This window comes from Streptomyces sp. NPDC002896, assembly GCF_040295225.1.
GTDB lineage: Bacteria > Actinomycetota > Actinomycetes > Streptomycetales > Streptomycetaceae > Streptomyces.
Map to the genome: position 1 here is coordinate 132,945 of NZ_JBEOVA010000020.1, position 16,744 is coordinate 149,688.

7 protein-coding genes are annotated in these 16,744 nt (G+C 69.0%); all 7 read right to left on the reverse strand.

From position 1 onward, the window contains the following. Positions 1-160: 160 nt before the first annotated feature. The gene (locus ABT009_RS31200) at positions 161-1,321 is read right to left on the reverse strand and encodes a hypothetical protein (RefSeq protein ID WP_351302370.1); all 1,161 of its coding nucleotides are present in this window, start codon (positions 1,319-1,321) and stop codon (positions 161-163) included. After that, positions 1,318-1,782, reverse strand: a complete 465-nt coding sequence (locus ABT009_RS31205) for a hypothetical protein (RefSeq protein ID WP_351302373.1) — start codon at positions 1,780-1,782, stop codon at positions 1,318-1,320. The genes ABT009_RS31200 and ABT009_RS31205 overlap by 4 nt, the downstream gene beginning before the upstream one ends. A 1-nt stretch (position 1,783) precedes the next feature. After that, positions 1,784-10,387, reverse strand: a complete 8,604-nt coding sequence (locus tag ABT009_RS31210) for a golvesin C-terminal-like domain-containing protein (RefSeq protein WP_502989996.1) — start codon at positions 10,385-10,387, stop codon at positions 1,784-1,786. Positions 10,388-10,773: 386 nt separating this feature from the next. After that, positions 10,774-13,053, reverse strand: coding sequence for an N-acetylmuramoyl-L-alanine amidase (locus ABT009_RS31215; protein ID WP_351302454.1), 2,280 nt, complete (start codon positions 13,051-13,053; stop codon positions 10,774-10,776). 297 nt (positions 13,054-13,350) lie between these two features. Next, positions 13,351-13,872, reverse strand: coding sequence for an SMI1/KNR4 family protein (locus tag ABT009_RS31220; protein ID WP_351302376.1), 522 nt, complete (start codon positions 13,870-13,872; stop codon positions 13,351-13,353). 193 nt (positions 13,873-14,065) lie between these two features. Then, positions 14,066-15,727, reverse strand: a complete 1,662-nt coding sequence (locus ABT009_RS31225; protein WP_351302379.1) for a dihydrolipoamide acetyltransferase family protein — start codon at positions 15,725-15,727, stop codon at positions 14,066-14,068. Continuing rightward, positions 15,724-16,743 carry an alpha-ketoacid dehydrogenase subunit beta gene (locus ABT009_RS31230; RefSeq protein ID WP_351302382.1) on the reverse strand — a complete coding sequence of 340 codons (1,020 nt, stop codon included), beginning with the start codon at positions 16,741-16,743 and terminating at the stop codon, positions 15,724-15,726. The genes ABT009_RS31225 and ABT009_RS31230 overlap by 4 nt, the downstream gene beginning before the upstream one ends. Position 16,744 lies beyond the last annotated feature (1 nt).

The following is a 16,744-nucleotide window of genomic DNA, read 5'->3' on the forward strand; positions in this document are numbered from 1 at the left end:
CCGCCGCGCCCGGTCTGACCTGCGCAAATGCGGGTTGGGAGGGGCGTGGCGGCCCCTGTGGGATTTCTCTGGGACTTTGGGCCGGACCGAAGCTGCTCCGTAGAGCACGGCGGCACCGAACGACTTGGCGACGGAGTTCGCTCGCTCCGCGGTCGACAGCTCACTCCCTCCGGCTTCGGTCGAGGAGGCCGCACACCACGACACCCGTCACCAGGAAGGCGCCCATGGCCGACAGCAGCGCGACCTCCTCGTACGACGGCGGGGTCACCCGCAGGGCCAGGGCTGCGGCGACGGCGCCCGCGAGGACCGCGCAGCCGACGCGGGTCGCCAGCCGGAGGGCGCCGACCTGTGTCTCACGGGCCGCGCGCACACTGGCCACCACGGCCGTCAGAGCGCCCGCGGCCAGTGCCAGGCGGGGCGTGCCGAACAGCAGGCCGTAGCGGATCGCCAGGGCCGGCACGAAGAACAGCAGCAGCCAGTGGCGCAGGGCGTGCGCCACGAAGGACAGCGTGGGCGCGGACCGGGCCGCCGCCGGCCGGGAGGCGACGGCACGCAGCACGAGGAGCGCGCCCCCGGCAGCCAGGGCGAGCGGCAGACGGTCGTCCAGGCGGCCCAGGTTGTACAGCAGCGCAGTGTCGTAGACGACCAGCACCAGCGCGCCCAGCGCGCCCAGCGAGCCGACGAACACCAACAGGCCCGGCACCGAGGGCGGCACCCGGGTCGTGCCCGTGTCGCGGGCCGCCGCACGGGCGAGCAGCAGCGGGGTGACGACCGCCGAGGCGGCACGGATCAGCACGTCGTCCACGGTGTACGGGTTGCGCAGATCCCACTCGACCAGACAGAACACGGACGTGTACGACACCGAGGCCAGCGGCAGCAGGGCCGAGCGTGCGATCCGGCGGTACAGGTCGGCGTCCAGCCAGCGCACCACCGACGCGAACGCCAGCAGGACGAAGGGAAGTTCCAGGAAGGCCTGCACCCGCAGCACGCTCGGCGCGAGCAGCCCGGGTGCGGGGAACACCTCGGCCAGGTGCCGCAGGGCGGGATTCGCCGACGCCAGGTCGAACCATCCGGCGGGCAGATACCGCGCGACGAACGACGGGTCCCCGTCGTGGACGCGCAGCACGTACACGGTGAACAGCACCTGGTTGACGTAGACCAAGCCGGTCACCAGCGCCAGCCACGCGGCCGGCGAGAAGACGCGGCGGCCCGCCGCCCCGACCGGGTCGGGGCGGCGGGCCAGGACACGCGGGGTGATCGCGAGGGCCGATACGACCGACGCGACCACCACCACGTCCACGAGTACCCGCACGCTGATCACGTGTGCAGGTACACCTTGCATTCCGTGCCCGTCCGATGGGTCACCACACCCACCGGCCGGTCCCGGTCCCGCAGGTAGCGCGGGTCCTCGTCGTCGTCGGTCCACCCATGGTCCCTTGCGAAGACCTGGGCACCGGCGATTGCTCCCTCCCGGGAGGAGGCCTTGCGCAGTCCGCTGCCCGAGACGAAGCCGGGCAGCGCGGAACAGGGCATCCGCAGCACGGCCGCCATCGGGTACGTGTCGTCCTCGGACCACGCGTAGTACCCGACGACCTTCGCCGACGCCGGCACTTCGAGGCCGAAGTCACGGAACGCCTGGGACGCGCTCACATCGGTGTGCGTGCCCGGGAAGGCGCCCGGGAAGTGCTTCTTCGGTTCCTCGCCGCACGAGGCGACCGCCAGCAGCGGCAGCATGCCCAGGATCAGGCCCACGGCCGTGCGCCGAATGGCACGGAAACGCATCTCACCCCCCCAACTGGTACGAATAGGTGCCCCAGACATTGAAGTCCTGGGCAAAGCCATCAGTGTGCAACTGTGCCAGAGCGTTCTGGTCGACTTCCTCGAAGAGGCCGACGTTGCCTCGCGGCGCACCGCCCGTCGGGTTGCCCCAGTTGTACCGCTTGAAGACCTCGACGGTGATCGTCTTGTTGTCACCGCTGCTCTTCACCCGGTACTGGAACCCGTTGAGGGCGTACCACCAGCCCTGGACCGCGGCACCCTTGTCCCCGGCCTCCATGAAGTCGGCCACGCTGGTGCCCTCGCTCCACCCGGAGTCGTAGCTGCCGCCCGACTTCTTGGCTTCGGCCGCTCGGTCGTCGATCAGCTTCTGGAACGACGGCATGTCGTCCATCATCCGCTTGGCATCGATCTCGTACGCGTCACCGGACGCGCCCAGCCAGTGGTCGAGCAGGTCTGCGGCCACGTCGTAGTGCATGTAGTTGCGCAGACCCTGGACGCCGGCCTTCATGTACGCCCACCCAGCCATGTCGAATTCGTGGTTCCACCACTGCGTGAACCAGTTCGCCGTGTTGAACGGGCGGTCGTCCTCCTCCTGCTGCTTGGGCGCGTCGAGCGGGGTGTCGTTCTCGTAGAACTCGCCCTCGCCCGGCTTGGTGAACTCCTCGGCCGCGCGGTCCTCGTAGTAGTTGTCCAGGAACGCCTCGCTGCCGCACACACCCATCTCGGCACAGATCATGTGGCCGTCGTACTCGACCCGGCTGGTCGGGTTGCCGCCGGTGAAGGCGTAGCGGTTGCCGGTGTACGGGTCGACTCCGAGGCCCATGTCGGCGAGGGCGCCGTTGTACATGTCCCGGGTGGTGAAGCGGTTCAGGCCCGGGTTGTAGTCGCGGAAGCCCATGTCGTAGGTGCCGGACTGGGCGTCCCAGCGCTTGGCGTTGTAGCGGTAGGGGTTGTACGTCTCCTTCGTCGGGTCCGTGGCGTCGGGCTTGTCGATGCCGGTGAACTCGCTGTCGTCGTCCTTGCCGTAGGCGGTGTAGCCGTACGTCGCCTTGGTGTTGCCGTCCTTGTCGGTCAGCGTCTCGACGTCGGTGTGGCTGTTGTAGCCGTAGTAGCCCTCCTCGGTCGTGCCGTCGCTGTTGTGCTTGATCTGCGACAGACGCTCGCCCCACGGGCTGTACTGGTAGGACTTGGTCAGCTCGCCGGCCACCTTCTCGTCCAGGACCTCGGTGGACAGGCCCAGGTAGGAGAAGTCGGTCGTCTTGCCGTCCGCGGACTTCGACGCGGTGCGGTCCAGCGGGTCGAACGTGTACGTCGTCGCCTTCAGCGCGCCCGTGTCGTCCATCTTCTCGGACTTCACGACATGGTCGAAGCCGTCGTACGTGCTGCGCTCGATGACCTTGTCGGCGGCCACGACGGACTCCATGCGGCCGAACGGGTCGTAGTTGTACTTCGCCTGCACGCCCGAGGTGGTCGCGGTCAGCAGCCGGTTGCGGTCGTAGTCATAGACCGTCTCCGTGCCCTTGAGCGTCTGCCGGATGACGTTGGCGTTGTCGTCGTAGACGTACGTCTCCGTGCCGGCGCCGTTGCCGGTCTTGACCGTCTCCTTCAGCCGGTCGACCGGGTCGTAGCTGTAGTCGGTGGTGGACTCCAGGTACGCCGTGTTGTTGTCGGCGTTCATCTTCTTCGCCACGTCCTGCGCCTTGTTGCCGTTGGCGTCGTAGGCGTAGGTGTGGGAGGAGACGAGGGTGCCGTTGGCTTTCTTCTCCGTCGACGTCTTCAGCGCCGCGTTGAGGTAGTACGTGTAGTCGACCGTGTTGCCGTTGGCCTTGGTCTCCTTCAGCTTCAGGCCGCGGTCGGTGTAGGTGTACGTCGTCCTCTTCGGCGACGTGTCCGTGGCGGACTTGCCGACCTCGACGGTCGCGACCAGGTCGCGCAGGTCGTAGGTGTACTTGGAGAACTGGTCGGGGTGGGTGATCGTGTCGACCAGGCCGTTGGCGTCGTAGGTGTACGACGTGGCCTTCTTCTCCTGACCGGCGAGTGCCTCGGTGACCTTCTGGACCTGGTTGAGGCCCGTGTAGGCGACCGTGTAGGCGTCGATCTTCGTGCCCGACGACGTGTCGTCGATCGACGTCAGGTTGCCGTTGACGTCGTAGGCGTAGGCGAAGGTCTTCTTCTCGTCGTCGGTCTCACCCGCGTTGTCGCGGACCAGCTTGACCGCGTCGGCGACGGCGATGCCGCCGCTGCTCTGGTCCAGCTTCAGCTTGGTGTCCTCGCCCTGCTTGAGGGAGTAGCTGCCGAGGCTGACCCAGGTGCCCGCGCCCGTCGTCTGGTTCTTGGTGACGGCCGGCTCGGTGGTCGTGCCGTGGGTGAGCGTGTACTTCGCGGTGGTCGTGGCGCCGGTGACCTGCGGGTACTTCACGTACGCGGTGTACGTGCCGTCCTTGGGTATGTTCAGCGTCCAGGTGAACGCGTCCGTGCCGGTGCCCGCCGCGTGGGTGCGGTGGTCGTAGCCCTGCTGGCTCGTGATGTTCCCGGCCGTCCAGGTGCCCGTGGAGGACGTGTTCTGGGTGTCGGAGTTGTCCACCACGACGACCGACTTGCCGACCGGCACACCGTCGTCCGACTTGGACTTCAGCTTGCCGTCCGGGTAGTAGGACCACGTCATCGTGCGGTTGGAGGAACCGCCCGCCGAGGTCAGCGTGCGGGCCGTCTGCAGACCCAGCTCGTTGTACTCGTAGGTGGTGGCGATGTCCCACGGGTCGGCGGAGGACCGCACCCAGCCGTTGTCGAAGTACTCGTACGTCGTGTCGTTGCGGACGGTCTCACCGTCCGACGGCGGCAGCGAGGTCTTCGCCACCCGGCCGACCTTGTCGTACGTGGTCTCCGTGTAGACGTTCGGGTTGTTGTTGCGGGTGTCGTTCGGGTCGTAGGGCTGGTACTTGCGGACCACGCGGTTCAGCTCGTCGTAAGCGGTGCGCACGGTGAAGTCATCCGCGTTCGCGGTCGCCGCACCGCGCGGTGTGATCACCTTGGTCACGTTGCCGACCTGGTCGTACTCGTACTTGGTGGAACGGGTCGTGGTGCCCTCGTAGGGGACCTTGACCTCGGACTGCATACCCCGCTCGTCGTAGGTGACGGTCGTGGTGTTGTTCTCCGCGTCCGTGGTGGTGACGACCAGCGAGTCCTTGTCGTATCCCCGCTTGGTGGACTTGCCGGTCGCGTCCGTGACGGTGGTGACCCGGTGGTTCAGGTCGTAGGCCGTCTTGGTGGTGTAGTCGGTGGCGTCCGTGGTCGCGTTCTTCCTCGGGTCGATGACCGTGACCAGGTTGCCGACGTTGTCGTACTCGTAGGAGACCTTCTCCTGCTTGGCGTTGACCACCGAGGTCAGCTGGTAGACCGCGTCGTAGTTGTTCGTCGTGACGTAGTCCGTCGTGTCCGACGTCGTCAGCGAGCCCTTCGGCTCCGTCGTCGTCCTGAGGTTGCCGGCCTTGTCGTACGTATAGGTCGTCTTCCGCTCGCCCGACGTGGTGGTGTCCTTCGGCGCGGTGGCCGAGACGACCTGGTCCGCGTCGTCGTACACCGCCGTGGAGACCGCGCCGCCCGGCGAGGTGGACTTGGTGACGTTGTCGTTGGCGTCGTACTCCGGGGCGGGCGTGGTGATCAGGTCACCGGCCGCCTGGTCCTTGGGCACCGTGCTGCCCGTCGGACGCCCGAAGGTGTCGTAGCTCTGCGTGGTGACCTTGGAGTTGGCGTCGGTGACGTGGAGGACCTGGCCGCGTTCGTCGTAGTCGAAGAGCGTCGAGTTGGACTTGGCGTCCGTGATCGTCTCCGGGTACCCGTTCGCGTCGAAGCCCGAGTACGACGTCGGGTTACCGTTGGCGTCGGTCGCCTTGGTCAGCTGGCCGTAGGCGTCGTAGTCGTACTTGGTGGTGTAGCCGCTGGTGGTCGGCGCGCAGGTGCCGGCATTCCATGTGGCGGTGCCCTTGGGGTCGGTGACCGTCTTCAGGTTGCCGAAGCAGTCGTAGCCGAACGTCCAGGCGCGGCCCTCGGGTGAGGTCTTGCGGACCAGGTCGGCGGCGAAGCCGTCGGCGCGGGTCTGGTACTCGTACTTGGCCGCGTGGGCGGGGTAGGTGCCCGGGGCGCAGTCCGAGGCGGGCGGGACGCCGTTCTTGTTGTTCTCCGCGTCGCGCTGCCAGAGCGGGTAGCCCGTCTTCTGGTCGTAGCAGAACGCGGACTTGGCGCCGTTGTCCTCCTCCAGGTACGTGACGTTGTTGTCGGCGTCCCAGCTCATCTTGGTGGTCTGGGACTTGGCGTTGGTGGTCTGCACCGGGCGGCCGTAGTCGTCGGCGACGTACTTGGTCGCGTGGTTCTCGGCGTCGGTGACCGTGGTGTCGGTGAATTTCGTGTTCGTGGCGTTCGCCGCGTACGCGAAGGTGGTGTCACCGCCGAGCCGGTCGCTGATCTTCTTGGTCCACCAGTGGTACTTCGGGTCGTCACCGGCCTGCGGGGCGTAGTACGTCAGTGCCGTGTCGTGGCCGCGCGGGTCGGCGACCGAGACCAGCTTGACGTTCTTGTTGCCCTGCGTGGCGTCGTAGGTGAAGCCGAACACCTTCGGCTGGGCGGAGCCCGCGCCGTCGGTCAGCTTGGTCAGCAGACCCTGGTCGGAGTACTCGAAGGTCACCTTGCGCGTGGAGATGTCCGTGATCGACTTGACGTGGTCGGCGATCTTCGGGCTGGTCGCCTCGGCCTTGGAGTAGTACTCCACGGTCAGCGACTGCCGGCCGGCCGGGTCGGTGATGTAGGTGAGGAACTTGGTCGGCTTGTTGTTGGACTTGCGCTCCTCGTACGTGTACGTCTGCGTGTTGCCGTTCTTGTCCACGACCGACGTCAGGTAGCCGTCGCAGCCGAACAGGAACCGCGTGCCGTCCGGGCGCAGCAGCGTCCAGGCGTCCGGCACCGGGTCCTTGTCCGGGGTGCAGTCCAGGCCCGGCTTCATCGACACCTTGTAGTGGACGCCCGCGGGGGCCTTCCAGGTGCCGTCCGCCTGCTTGGTGAAGACGTGCGTGGTGCCGTCACCGTCGGGCAGGCGGATCTCCGTCGCGTTGGCGCTGGGGTTGGGGTGGAAGTCCAGCGGCGCGCCGAGGCGGATCGGACCGGCGAGCTGTGCCGACCAGCCGCCGCCCAGGACCGTGTCGGAGGTGTCGAGGGAGTTGTAGGAGAAGCGGGCGAAGGTCGTCAGGCCCCGGCCCGGGTTGGTGAACGCGTTGTAGGACCACACGGTGTTGCCCGACGCCAGGTTGTTCATCACCGTCGAACCGGCACCGGTGTTCTTGCCCGTGTAGGAGTAGAACTTCTCCAGGCCCAGGCTGTTGGAGGTGGGGTCCTCCACTGCGACGTTCTGTTTCAGGCTCGGGATGCCGCCGGTGCCGGCCGACAGCCAGCTGCCGTCCGAGATCTTGCGGACGTCCCAGCCGAGCACGTAGTCCGTGCGCTTGTTGCCGTTGTCGCTGTTGATCGGCGTCTTGACCTGCGCCTGGAGCAGGGCCGACTGACCCGGCGTGAGGGCCGGGATCGCCGTGGAGACCTGGTTGCCGCCGTTGGTGACGTCGGTGCCGTCGGGCAGCTTCCAGGTGTAGGACAGCTCGCGCTCGCCCGCGGCCCACGCGGTGTTCGTGGTGTTGGTGACGGTGAACTCGACCGTGTAGGTGGAGTTCGGGGTCATCCGGGCCGGGGTCTTCGGCGCGTAGTACGTCGACTCCGTGGTGGAGTCGATGTAGGTGACCACCATGCGCGGACGCAGCTTCTTCTCGGGCGCCTCGGAGGACAGGAACACCGTGCGCTCCTGCTTCACCGACTCGTCCGCCATCTTCAGCAGCACGCCCTGGTTGGAGCCGGGCGTGGTCACCCAGCTCTGGACCATGGACGCGGCGCTCCAGTCGTGGCGGGCCGGGTCGTTGCTCATCGCAGGGGCGGTGTCGGCGACCGTGGCGCCGAAGTCACCGCCGGCCGCGGTCCAGTTGGTGGTGGCGTTCGCCTTCACCCAGGTCGCCGACGCCTCGTCGAAGTCCCGGGTCAGCGGCCGCATCTCATAGACCGCGCCCGTGTTCTCGGTCGTGGTCTGCGTGCCCCACAGCCGCATGGTGGCGTCCAGCACGCGGGCGCTTGCGGGGATGTCCAGCGCGGGAAACTTCAGCATCGCGCGGGTGGTGCCGTAGGTGGGCGAGTTGTTGCCCACCGCCAGCCACTTCTGCGCGACGCCGTCGGTGAGCGTGTCGTGCGGGGTGGTCGACTCCGTCTGGGACAGTGTGGTGTCCTGTGCCGCCTCCACGATCTTCGTGGTGCGGCCCGCCTTGGGCAGCCGCACCAGCTGCGTCGGGGCCCCGATCACCTGCCCATCCTGCGTCTTGACCGCGACCATGTAGTAGTACGCCCGCCCGAAGGGGTCCGCACTGTCCGCCGCGGTCGGCGTCGCCGAGGTGTCCGTGTACGACGTGGACGTCGACGAGACCGGAGCGACCAGGGTCGCCGCCGACGGCGTGAACGTCTGGTAGATCGACCGGTGCACCTGGTACTCGACGATGTTGTCACCGGTCGCGGTCGACGGGTCGGTGTACGCCGACCACTTCAGCTCCGCACCTGTGTCGTGGATCGTCGTGGGCGCCTCCAGTTCCACGCCGGGGCGGCCGTAGGTCAGCACCAGGCGCGGGTTGTTGGCGCTCTCGCCGTCGTAGGCGAACTCGCTGCCCTCGTAGCGCGGGCCGCCCTTGGGGCCGTTGGCGGACTCGTCCCCGGCCTTGACGACGAAACCGTAGTTGACGTTGGTGCCGTCGATCCACGACTGCACCGTCTTGGTCACCGGGAAGGAGTGCCAGACGTTCACCTCGGAGGGCTGCTTGGTGACCACCCCGCCCTTGGTGAAGCGGACGGCGTCCGCGAGCACCGCGGTACTCGTCGATGCGGGACCGTCACCGAGGACGATCTTGCCCGCGGTGCCCGCTTTGAACGGGTGGGTTCCCAGCGTCTTCCACACCCCGGCCGAGCCCGCCTGCTGGTTGACGGTGTAGGTCTGGCTGCCGCCGTTGTAGGTGACGGTGTACGGGGCGTTGGTGGCCCGGTCGGTGGCCGGGACGTAGTGCGCCTCGACCTGGTAGTCGCCGTCCTCCGGCAGGTTCGGCTGCCAGGTGTAGGTGTCGCCGGCCACCGAGTCCTTGTTGTACAGGTAGTCCTGGTTGACCGCGTACTGCGTGTAGGCGGTGTTCCCCGACGCGGGCCACGAGCCCTTCGCAGCCGTGGTCCCCGCATCCCCGTCGTCGACCAGGACCGAGGTGCCCGACAGCTCACCGGTGATGCCGTTGGCGTTGTTCCAAGTCGCGGTCGACTCGCTCCAGTCGGCAGTCGCCCGGTGCGCCTCCAGCTGGACCTCGGTGTCGCCGGTGGTGTGGGTCTGGTCGTAGTACAGCTTCAGGTCGGCCGAGTCCAGCTTCGTCCCGGCCGGGACGCCGGTCATCGGGAACTTCAGCAGCGCCCGGGAGGTGCCGGTGCTGGTGTTGCCGACCGACAGCCGCCAGTTGTCGTCGTAGTTGGACCCCGGACCGTCCGAGGAGATCATCACGTCCTGCGCCGTGGCCGGCGTCGGAGCGATCTGGATTGTCGGATCGATGGTGACCGGGTACTGCCGCTTCGGCGAGGCCAGCCACTTCGCGTCTGGCACCACGGTCAGCTTCCAGCCCTTGCCGTCCCGCGACAGTTTCTGCCGCACGGCGGTGCTGTAGGCGGTGCCGTACGGCGACTCCGCGTCCCTCTTCGCGTCCGTCATGAACGGCGCCGGGATCACCAGGACCGGATTGGTGCCCTCGCCGTAGAAGGCGATTGAACCGTTCTTGGCGGCCTTCGGCGTCAGCCCGTCGGTGTCCAGCGTGAACGTGAACTTCAGGGGCACGTCCGGGCGTTCAGCCAGGACGATGTTCTCCTTCACCCGGCCCGGACCCACCTCGTACGACAGGTCCGCACCCGGCACGGCGTCCCGGTAGGTGACGGTGTCGCCCTTCGCCACGGGCTTCAGCGACGCCCCGGCGCCCTCCAGGCCCAGGACCACCGAGTGGCCATCGGCGGACTCCACCCGCATCAGCCGGTCCGGATCACTGCCGAACCAACTGCTGGTGGCGTTGGTCGTGTTGGCGTACCGATAGCCGTCCCGGCCGCTCGCCTTCACCCGGGCGTCTATGTCGCGCCACGACTTGCCCGCCCGGTAGGCGGTCGGCACGGCCGACACCTCTGCCTGCACCCGCCCGTCCGACAGCTTGAAGAACCGGGCGTTCGCCGTGCGCCTGCCAGTCAGCTCCGCGACCCGCTTCGCCTTCGGGGCCACCTTGCCCTTCGGCAGCTTCTGCCGCTCGGCGACCCCCGCCTCGTCGTACGAGGACGGCTTGTCCAATTCCTTGCTGTCGTCCGCGAACCAGTCCTTGATGCTGTCGACGACACCCTCGCCGTCACCACCGGAACCGGACGCGGCATAAGCGGCCTGCGGCAGCAGTGAACTCGTCACCGCGGCCACCACAAGGCACGCCAGCACCCTGCCCAATCTGGGACTCACGCCAAACCCTTCCATCAACGGTCGTTGAAATCCACCGAATTTCCCCGACCCGTCCCGAGGGGACCTGTCTAGGGCATACGCAGTGGCGGCCGGAGGTCTAGTGATCGAAATGAAGGTCAGTCAAGTGACCAGACATTCCGACCACTTGATGCGACAGCACCAGCAAGGCGGTTATATAGGCGGAGGGCGATGTCCGATATCTCCGCTCGCTGGAAAAGGGCCGAAGACAAGGCTGCGCAGACCCACGCCTACCCGGCCTGACGCACAGCAGTGACGGAAGCACACGCGGCACGACGTGCGAGACGCCGGATCAACGGGCATGAGCGTGAAACACAGGAGTGCCCCCGGCGCTGTGCACCGGGGGCACTCATCAGGTGTACTGCCCCACAGGGGCGTTGGGATTACTTGATGTAGACGAGACCGTCGGTGGTGATGGTGGGACGGCCGCTGGTGCCGACCACGACGATCTTGATGGTGTGCTTGGCGCTGCTGGACCAGGTCTTGGTCCAGATCGCTTGCCGGTACTTGGTGGTGGACGACTTCAGGTCCACGGTCGAGACCTTGGTGCCGTCGACGTAGACGTACGCCTGACCCGAGCTGGAGGCGCGGGAGACTACCCAGGCGGCGGAGCGGCCGGTGAAGGTCCAGGTGAGGCTGGCGCCCTTGGAACCGCTGGAGTACGACTTGCCGCCGAGGTAGCTGGTGGAGGAGCGAGTCGTCCAGCTGCCGGACTTGGTGGCCGAGGACTCCTGCAGGATCACCGGGGTGTAGGAGGGCGACGAGGTGCGGTAGTTGCCCGCGTAGTCGTAGGCCCGCATCGACCAGGTGGTGGCGGTGCCGGACTTGGCGGTGCGGCTGGAGCTGGTGGTGGTCGGGCCGAAGGTGGCCGTGGTCGGGGCCAGCAGCTTCACATCGCGCAGGGCCTTGTCGTCCGTGGCCTTCCAGCCGAGGGTCACCGGGACGGCGCTGGTGTTGACGGTGCCACTGCGCAGGGACAGCTTCGGGGTGGTGCTGAAGGTCGGTGCGGTCGTCTCCGCGACGAAGTTCAGCGCGGCGCTGGTAACGGTCTTGCCGGACTGGTGCACGGCCCGCACGGCGACGGTGTGGCTGCCCAGGGCCAGCGTGGCGCTCGCGGAGGTGGCGGTGCCGGAGGTGGTGGCGACGGTCTTGCCGTCGACCAGCAGCTCGAACTTGGAGATGAGGGAGCCCGGCGTGGTGGCCGACCAGTGCGCCGTGATGGCGCCCTTGGTGTAGTACGTCGAGCCCGACAGGCTCGCGCCGTCGACCGAGGTGGTCTTCAGGCCCTGCACCGGGCCGGACGCCCAGGTGCGGATGGTCGGCAGCTGGGCGTAGAGGGAGCTGCCGGGGCACTGGGTGTTGTAGCCGTCACGGTGGGCGGAGATCCGCTTGAAGGTGTACTTGGTGCCCGCCGTGAAGCTGGTGCCGAAGTAGTTCGTCTGGCTGGCGCCCGAGGTGAGCTGGACGGTCCCGGCCGGGTCCGCGCCGTACTGTCCGAGCTTCCAGGCCGCCACGCGGGCGACCGCGGTCAGCGCGGCGTTCGAGGCGCTGGTGGAGGTGTACTCACCGAGCACCGCGACGCCCGTGGACTCCCGGTTCCAGCCGTACGTGTGGGCGCCGAGCACCGGCAGGCCGACACCGCCCTTGCGGCCCTCGAAGATGGTGCCGCACTTGTCGACGAGGAAGTTGTAGCCGATGTCCTTCCAGCCGTTGACCTGCACGTGGTAGGCGTAGATGCCCCGGACGATCGACGCCGAGTCGGAGCAGGAGTAGTCGTTGGAGCCGTCGGTGTGGTGGACGAAGACGGCCTTCACGTCCGCGTTGTACTCCGGCGCCTCGGGGCTCATCGACTCGTCGGCACCCCAGCCGGCGCGCGAGACGATCGGCGGTTCGGGCACGGTGGACGGCGGCGCGGTGGGCGTGGTGGGCGACGGGCTCGCGGACGCGCTCGTGGAGGGGGACGCGGAGCCCGAAGCGGTCGGGGTGGCCGCGGGCGTGGTGTCGGTGGGAGCCGGGGATGTGGTGGTCTGGCCGTTCGTCGGCGTGGCGGTGGTGCCGTCGCTCGGTGTGGCGGAGTCGGTGGCCTCGGCGGTGTCGGTGGCCGCGGCGGTCGTGGCGCCGGGGGTCTCCTCGGCGACGAACGCGGCCGGGTCGGCCTCGTTGCCGGCGGACTTGCTCTCGGCCGCGGTCACCACGCCCGGGTCGACCAGGTTGACCTCGAGCCCCTTGGGCAGCGAGCTGGTGGTGCCGTTCTTGCGGACGACCTGGACCTGGACGCCGTCGGAGGGTCCGACCCACAGCGGCTCGGACGCGCCGCGCACCTTGGGACCCGGGTTCTCCAGCGGGTCGACGTTGACTTCGAGGTCCTGCCAGGCGCTCCACTCGCCGGTCTCACGGCTGTGGGTGCGCACCTGCACCGTGCCGTGGAGCCGCTTGGTGGCGCCCGACCAGGAGACGCCGACCATCGAGAACTGCTCGGTGTCCGTGCGCGGCAGCTCCCGCTTGTCGCTTGCGGACCCCTTCAGCGCGAGGTCGTAGACCTTCACCGGCCGCTTGGCCCGGCCCGCGCCCGGATCGGCGGACGGGCTGGCGACGGCGTAGGTCACCAGGCCCCCACCGCCCAGGAGCACCGCACCGAGCGTCAGCCATGCCCGTCGCTTCAGGCTCAGTGGTCTGTACGCATGCAACGTACGACGATTCACGACGTATCCACCCCATAGAAGGCCCGAGCAAGGCCACGGAAGAAAGCCACATCAGGCACACCCGTCACATAGGCGGCCCGACCTGTACTGCGCCGCCCGACCTGCAAACATCACGGGGAACCAGACTGTGGTGACGCAGATCACTTCCGAACTTCCGCATGGCGGGGGCGGCTTCGTTGCGCCTTCGTTCCTTGAGCAGCGCAGAGGGCCCGTTGCCCGGACACGCGGTCCGGGCAACGGCCCTCGGAGGTTGCGGCGCTACAGGGCCGCGCCCGACCAGGCGTTGGTGCCGGAGTCCCGGATCCTGCGTTCCTCGGCGCGGGTCAGGAACCGCGGGGCGGCCTCCCGTACGTGCTCCGGGAACGAGAGGGGGTACAAGTACAGCTCCGCCTGGAAGAGCTTGCACAGGAACGTGGCCATGCCGCATCGGTACAGGGTCCACCTGTCGGTACGGCGGGAGTACAGCAGCACCGGCCAGCTGTCCGGGTCCGCACCTGCGGTGAACCAGCACAGCACGTCACCGGCGGCGTCCACGCCCCAGGCCACGAGGCCGCCGGACTTGGGATCCATACCCTCGGGGTGGGTGGCGAAGCCGTCCTCCCACTCCTCGCGCGCGGCCTCGGTCTCCTCGTCCATGTCGCCCTCGATCTCGGCGTTACCGACCGTGCCCGCGCCGTACACCGAGACGAACTCCCGGTAGTCGGAAGGGAAAACGACACCCCACGCCCGCTCGACCGCGGGCCAGTCGACGACCCGACCCGCCCCGTCGTGCGGGGGCATCAGACGCACCAACTGCACGGGAACTTCAACAGCGTCGTCCGCGCGGGACCGACCAGACAGAACACGGCCGTGCCGGGGGTCCCGCTTCAACGGCGTGTCCTCCGGCATCGCCCACCGCGTCCCGCTACGCGGCCGGAGGCTGACAGGGTGGCGTTGGCGGCGGGGCAAGATCGGACGGGGCGGCTGGGTCTGATCACATGTCGGCCAGAAGGATCTCGGGCCGTTCCACGCAGTCGGCCACGAAGCGGAGGAATCCGCCGGCCACACCGCCGTCGCAGACCCGGTGGTCGAAACTGAGGGAGAGTTGCATGACCTTGCGGACGGCCAGCGCGCCGTCCACCACCCAGGGTTTGTCGACGATGCGGCCCGCGCCGAGGAGCGCGGCCTCCGGGTGGTTGATGATGGGCGTGGACCCGTCCACGCCGAACACCCCGTAGTTGTTGAGGGTGAAGGTCCCGCCGGTCAGCGCCTGCGGCGGCAGGCTGCCGCTCCGCGCGAGGTCGGTCAACCTGGCCAGTTCGGCGGCCAGTTGTGCGGTCGTCATGCGATGGGCGTCGCGTACGACCGGGACGACCAGGCCGCGCTCGGTCTGGGCGGCGAAGCCGAGGTGCACCTCGCTGAAGCGGATGATCTCCCTGCGTTCGGTGTCGACCGTGGAGTTCAGCTCGGGGAAACGGCTGAGTCCGGCGACGCAGATGCGCGCCAGCAGGGCCAGCAGCCCGATGCGGCGGCCTGGTTCGGCGGCCTCCAGCGCCTTTTTCGCCTGCAGCAGTCCGGTGGCGTCCACGTCCACCCAGGTGGTGGCGTCGGGGATCTCCGTACGGCTACGGGAGAGCTTGTCCGCGACGGCACGGCGCACTCCGCGCAGCGGGATGCGCTCGGGACCGTCCGGCGCCGGGCGCGCGCCCGGCGCGGGGGTGTGGTCCGACGAAGGCTGCTGGGCGGGGGCGTTCGGGGCGGGTCCGGGGCTCGTTGCCATCTGTGGATGTGCCTGCGTGGTGGCCCGCTCTGCGACGGCGTGCTCCACGTCCCGTCGCAGAACGACCCCGGCGGGGCCGGAGGGCGACAGCCCGGCGATGTCGATCCCGTGCTCCCGGGCCATCCGGCGTACGAGAGGGGAGATCACCCGGGGAGCCTGAACGGCACCGGCCGCCGCGAGCCGTACGGCCGCAAACGTCCCGACGGCCGCGCCGCTCGCGGCGTGGTGGCCGGGCGAGGCGGGGGACCCCGCGACGGGGGCCTCCGCTGCCGTGCCGGTACCGGCGCTCGCGCCGTGCGCGGCGGTCGTCGCCGCGAGGCCGCGCCGACGGCGGCGGCGCGGGGCCGGGCCATGGCCGGTTCCGTAGCCGATCAGGACGTTGCCGGATCCGGCCTGTTCCTCTTCGCGGTATCGCTCGGCGTCGGCGGAGGCCGGTCGGCCCGGGGCCGCGCCGGACGTGCCGTCGGCCCGGGACGCGCCGCTGTCCGCGGCGGCCCCGGACGGGTCGGCGAGCGGGGCCCTCGGACCTGCCCCGCCACCCGCGTCCGCGCCGGCCGCCGAGGGTCGGGACCCGCCATCGGAATCCGCGCCCCGGCCATTCCCGCCGTCTCCCCCGGAGGCGCCCGCCCCCACCGTGATCAGCGGCTCCCCCACCGCCAGCGCCGTACCCGCATCGGCGTGCAGCCGCAGCACCGTGCCCGCGAACGGGACCGGCACCTCGACCGCGGCCTTGGCGGTCTCGACCTCGACCACGATCTGGTCGATGGTCACCGTGTCGCCGACCGCGACCTTCCACTCGATGATCTCGGCCTCGGTCAGGCCTTCGCCGAGATCGGGCAGCCGGAACAGCTGCTCCTGGAGCGTCCCGGTGGTCATGCCACTGCTCCCTTCAGCAGATGCCCGGTGTCCGGCTCGTCGCCGAACTGCAGACGGTCCACGACGTCGAGGATCCGGTCGACCCCGGGCAGGTGCGCATGCTCCAACTTCGGCGGCGGATACGGGATGTCGAAGCCGGAGACCCTCAGCACGGGCGCGGCCAGCGAGTGGAAGCAGCGCTCCTGCACGCGGGCGGCGATCTCCGCCCCGACGCCGGCGAAGCCCTGCGCCTCCTGGACGACCAGGCAGCGCCCGGTCCGGCGGACCGATGCGGTCACCGTCTCGTCGTCGAAGGGCACCACGGTCCGCAGGTCCACGACCTCCAGCTCGATGCCCTCGGCCGCCGCCGCTTCGGCCGCGGCCAGGGCGACGGGCACCGACGGCCCGTACGCGACGACCGTGGCGTCATGGCCCTCGCGCCGTACCGCCGCCCGGCCGAACGGCAGTGCCCCGCGCCGCTGAAGATCGGTCTCCTCCCGCGACCAGTAGAGCTTCTTCGGCTCCATGAAGACGACCGGGTCGGGGTCGGCCACGGCGTCGCGCAGCAGCCAGTACGCATCCTCGGCCGTCGCCGGGGTGACCACCTTCAGTCCCGGAGTGTGCGCGTAGTAGGCCTCGCTGGAGTCGCAGTGGTGCTCGACTCCGCCGATCCCGCCCGCGTACGGGATGCGGATCACCATCGGGAGCGTGACCCGTCCCCGGGTCCGGTTGCGCAACTTCGCGACATGGGAGGCGATCTGCTCGAAAGCGGGGTAGGCGAAGGCGTCGAACTGCATCTCCACCACGGGCCGGAAGCCGCCCATCGCCATGCCGACCGCGAGGCCCACGATCCCGGCCTCGGCCAGCGGCGTGTCGAAACACCGCTGGTCGCCGAAGTCGCGGGTGAGCCCGTCGGTGATCCGGAAGACACCGCCGAGCGGGCCGACGTCCTCCCCGAAGACCAGGACGCGTTCGTCCTCGCGCAGTGCGTCGCGCAGCGCGGTGTTGAGCGCCTGCGCCATCGTGACCTTGGCCATG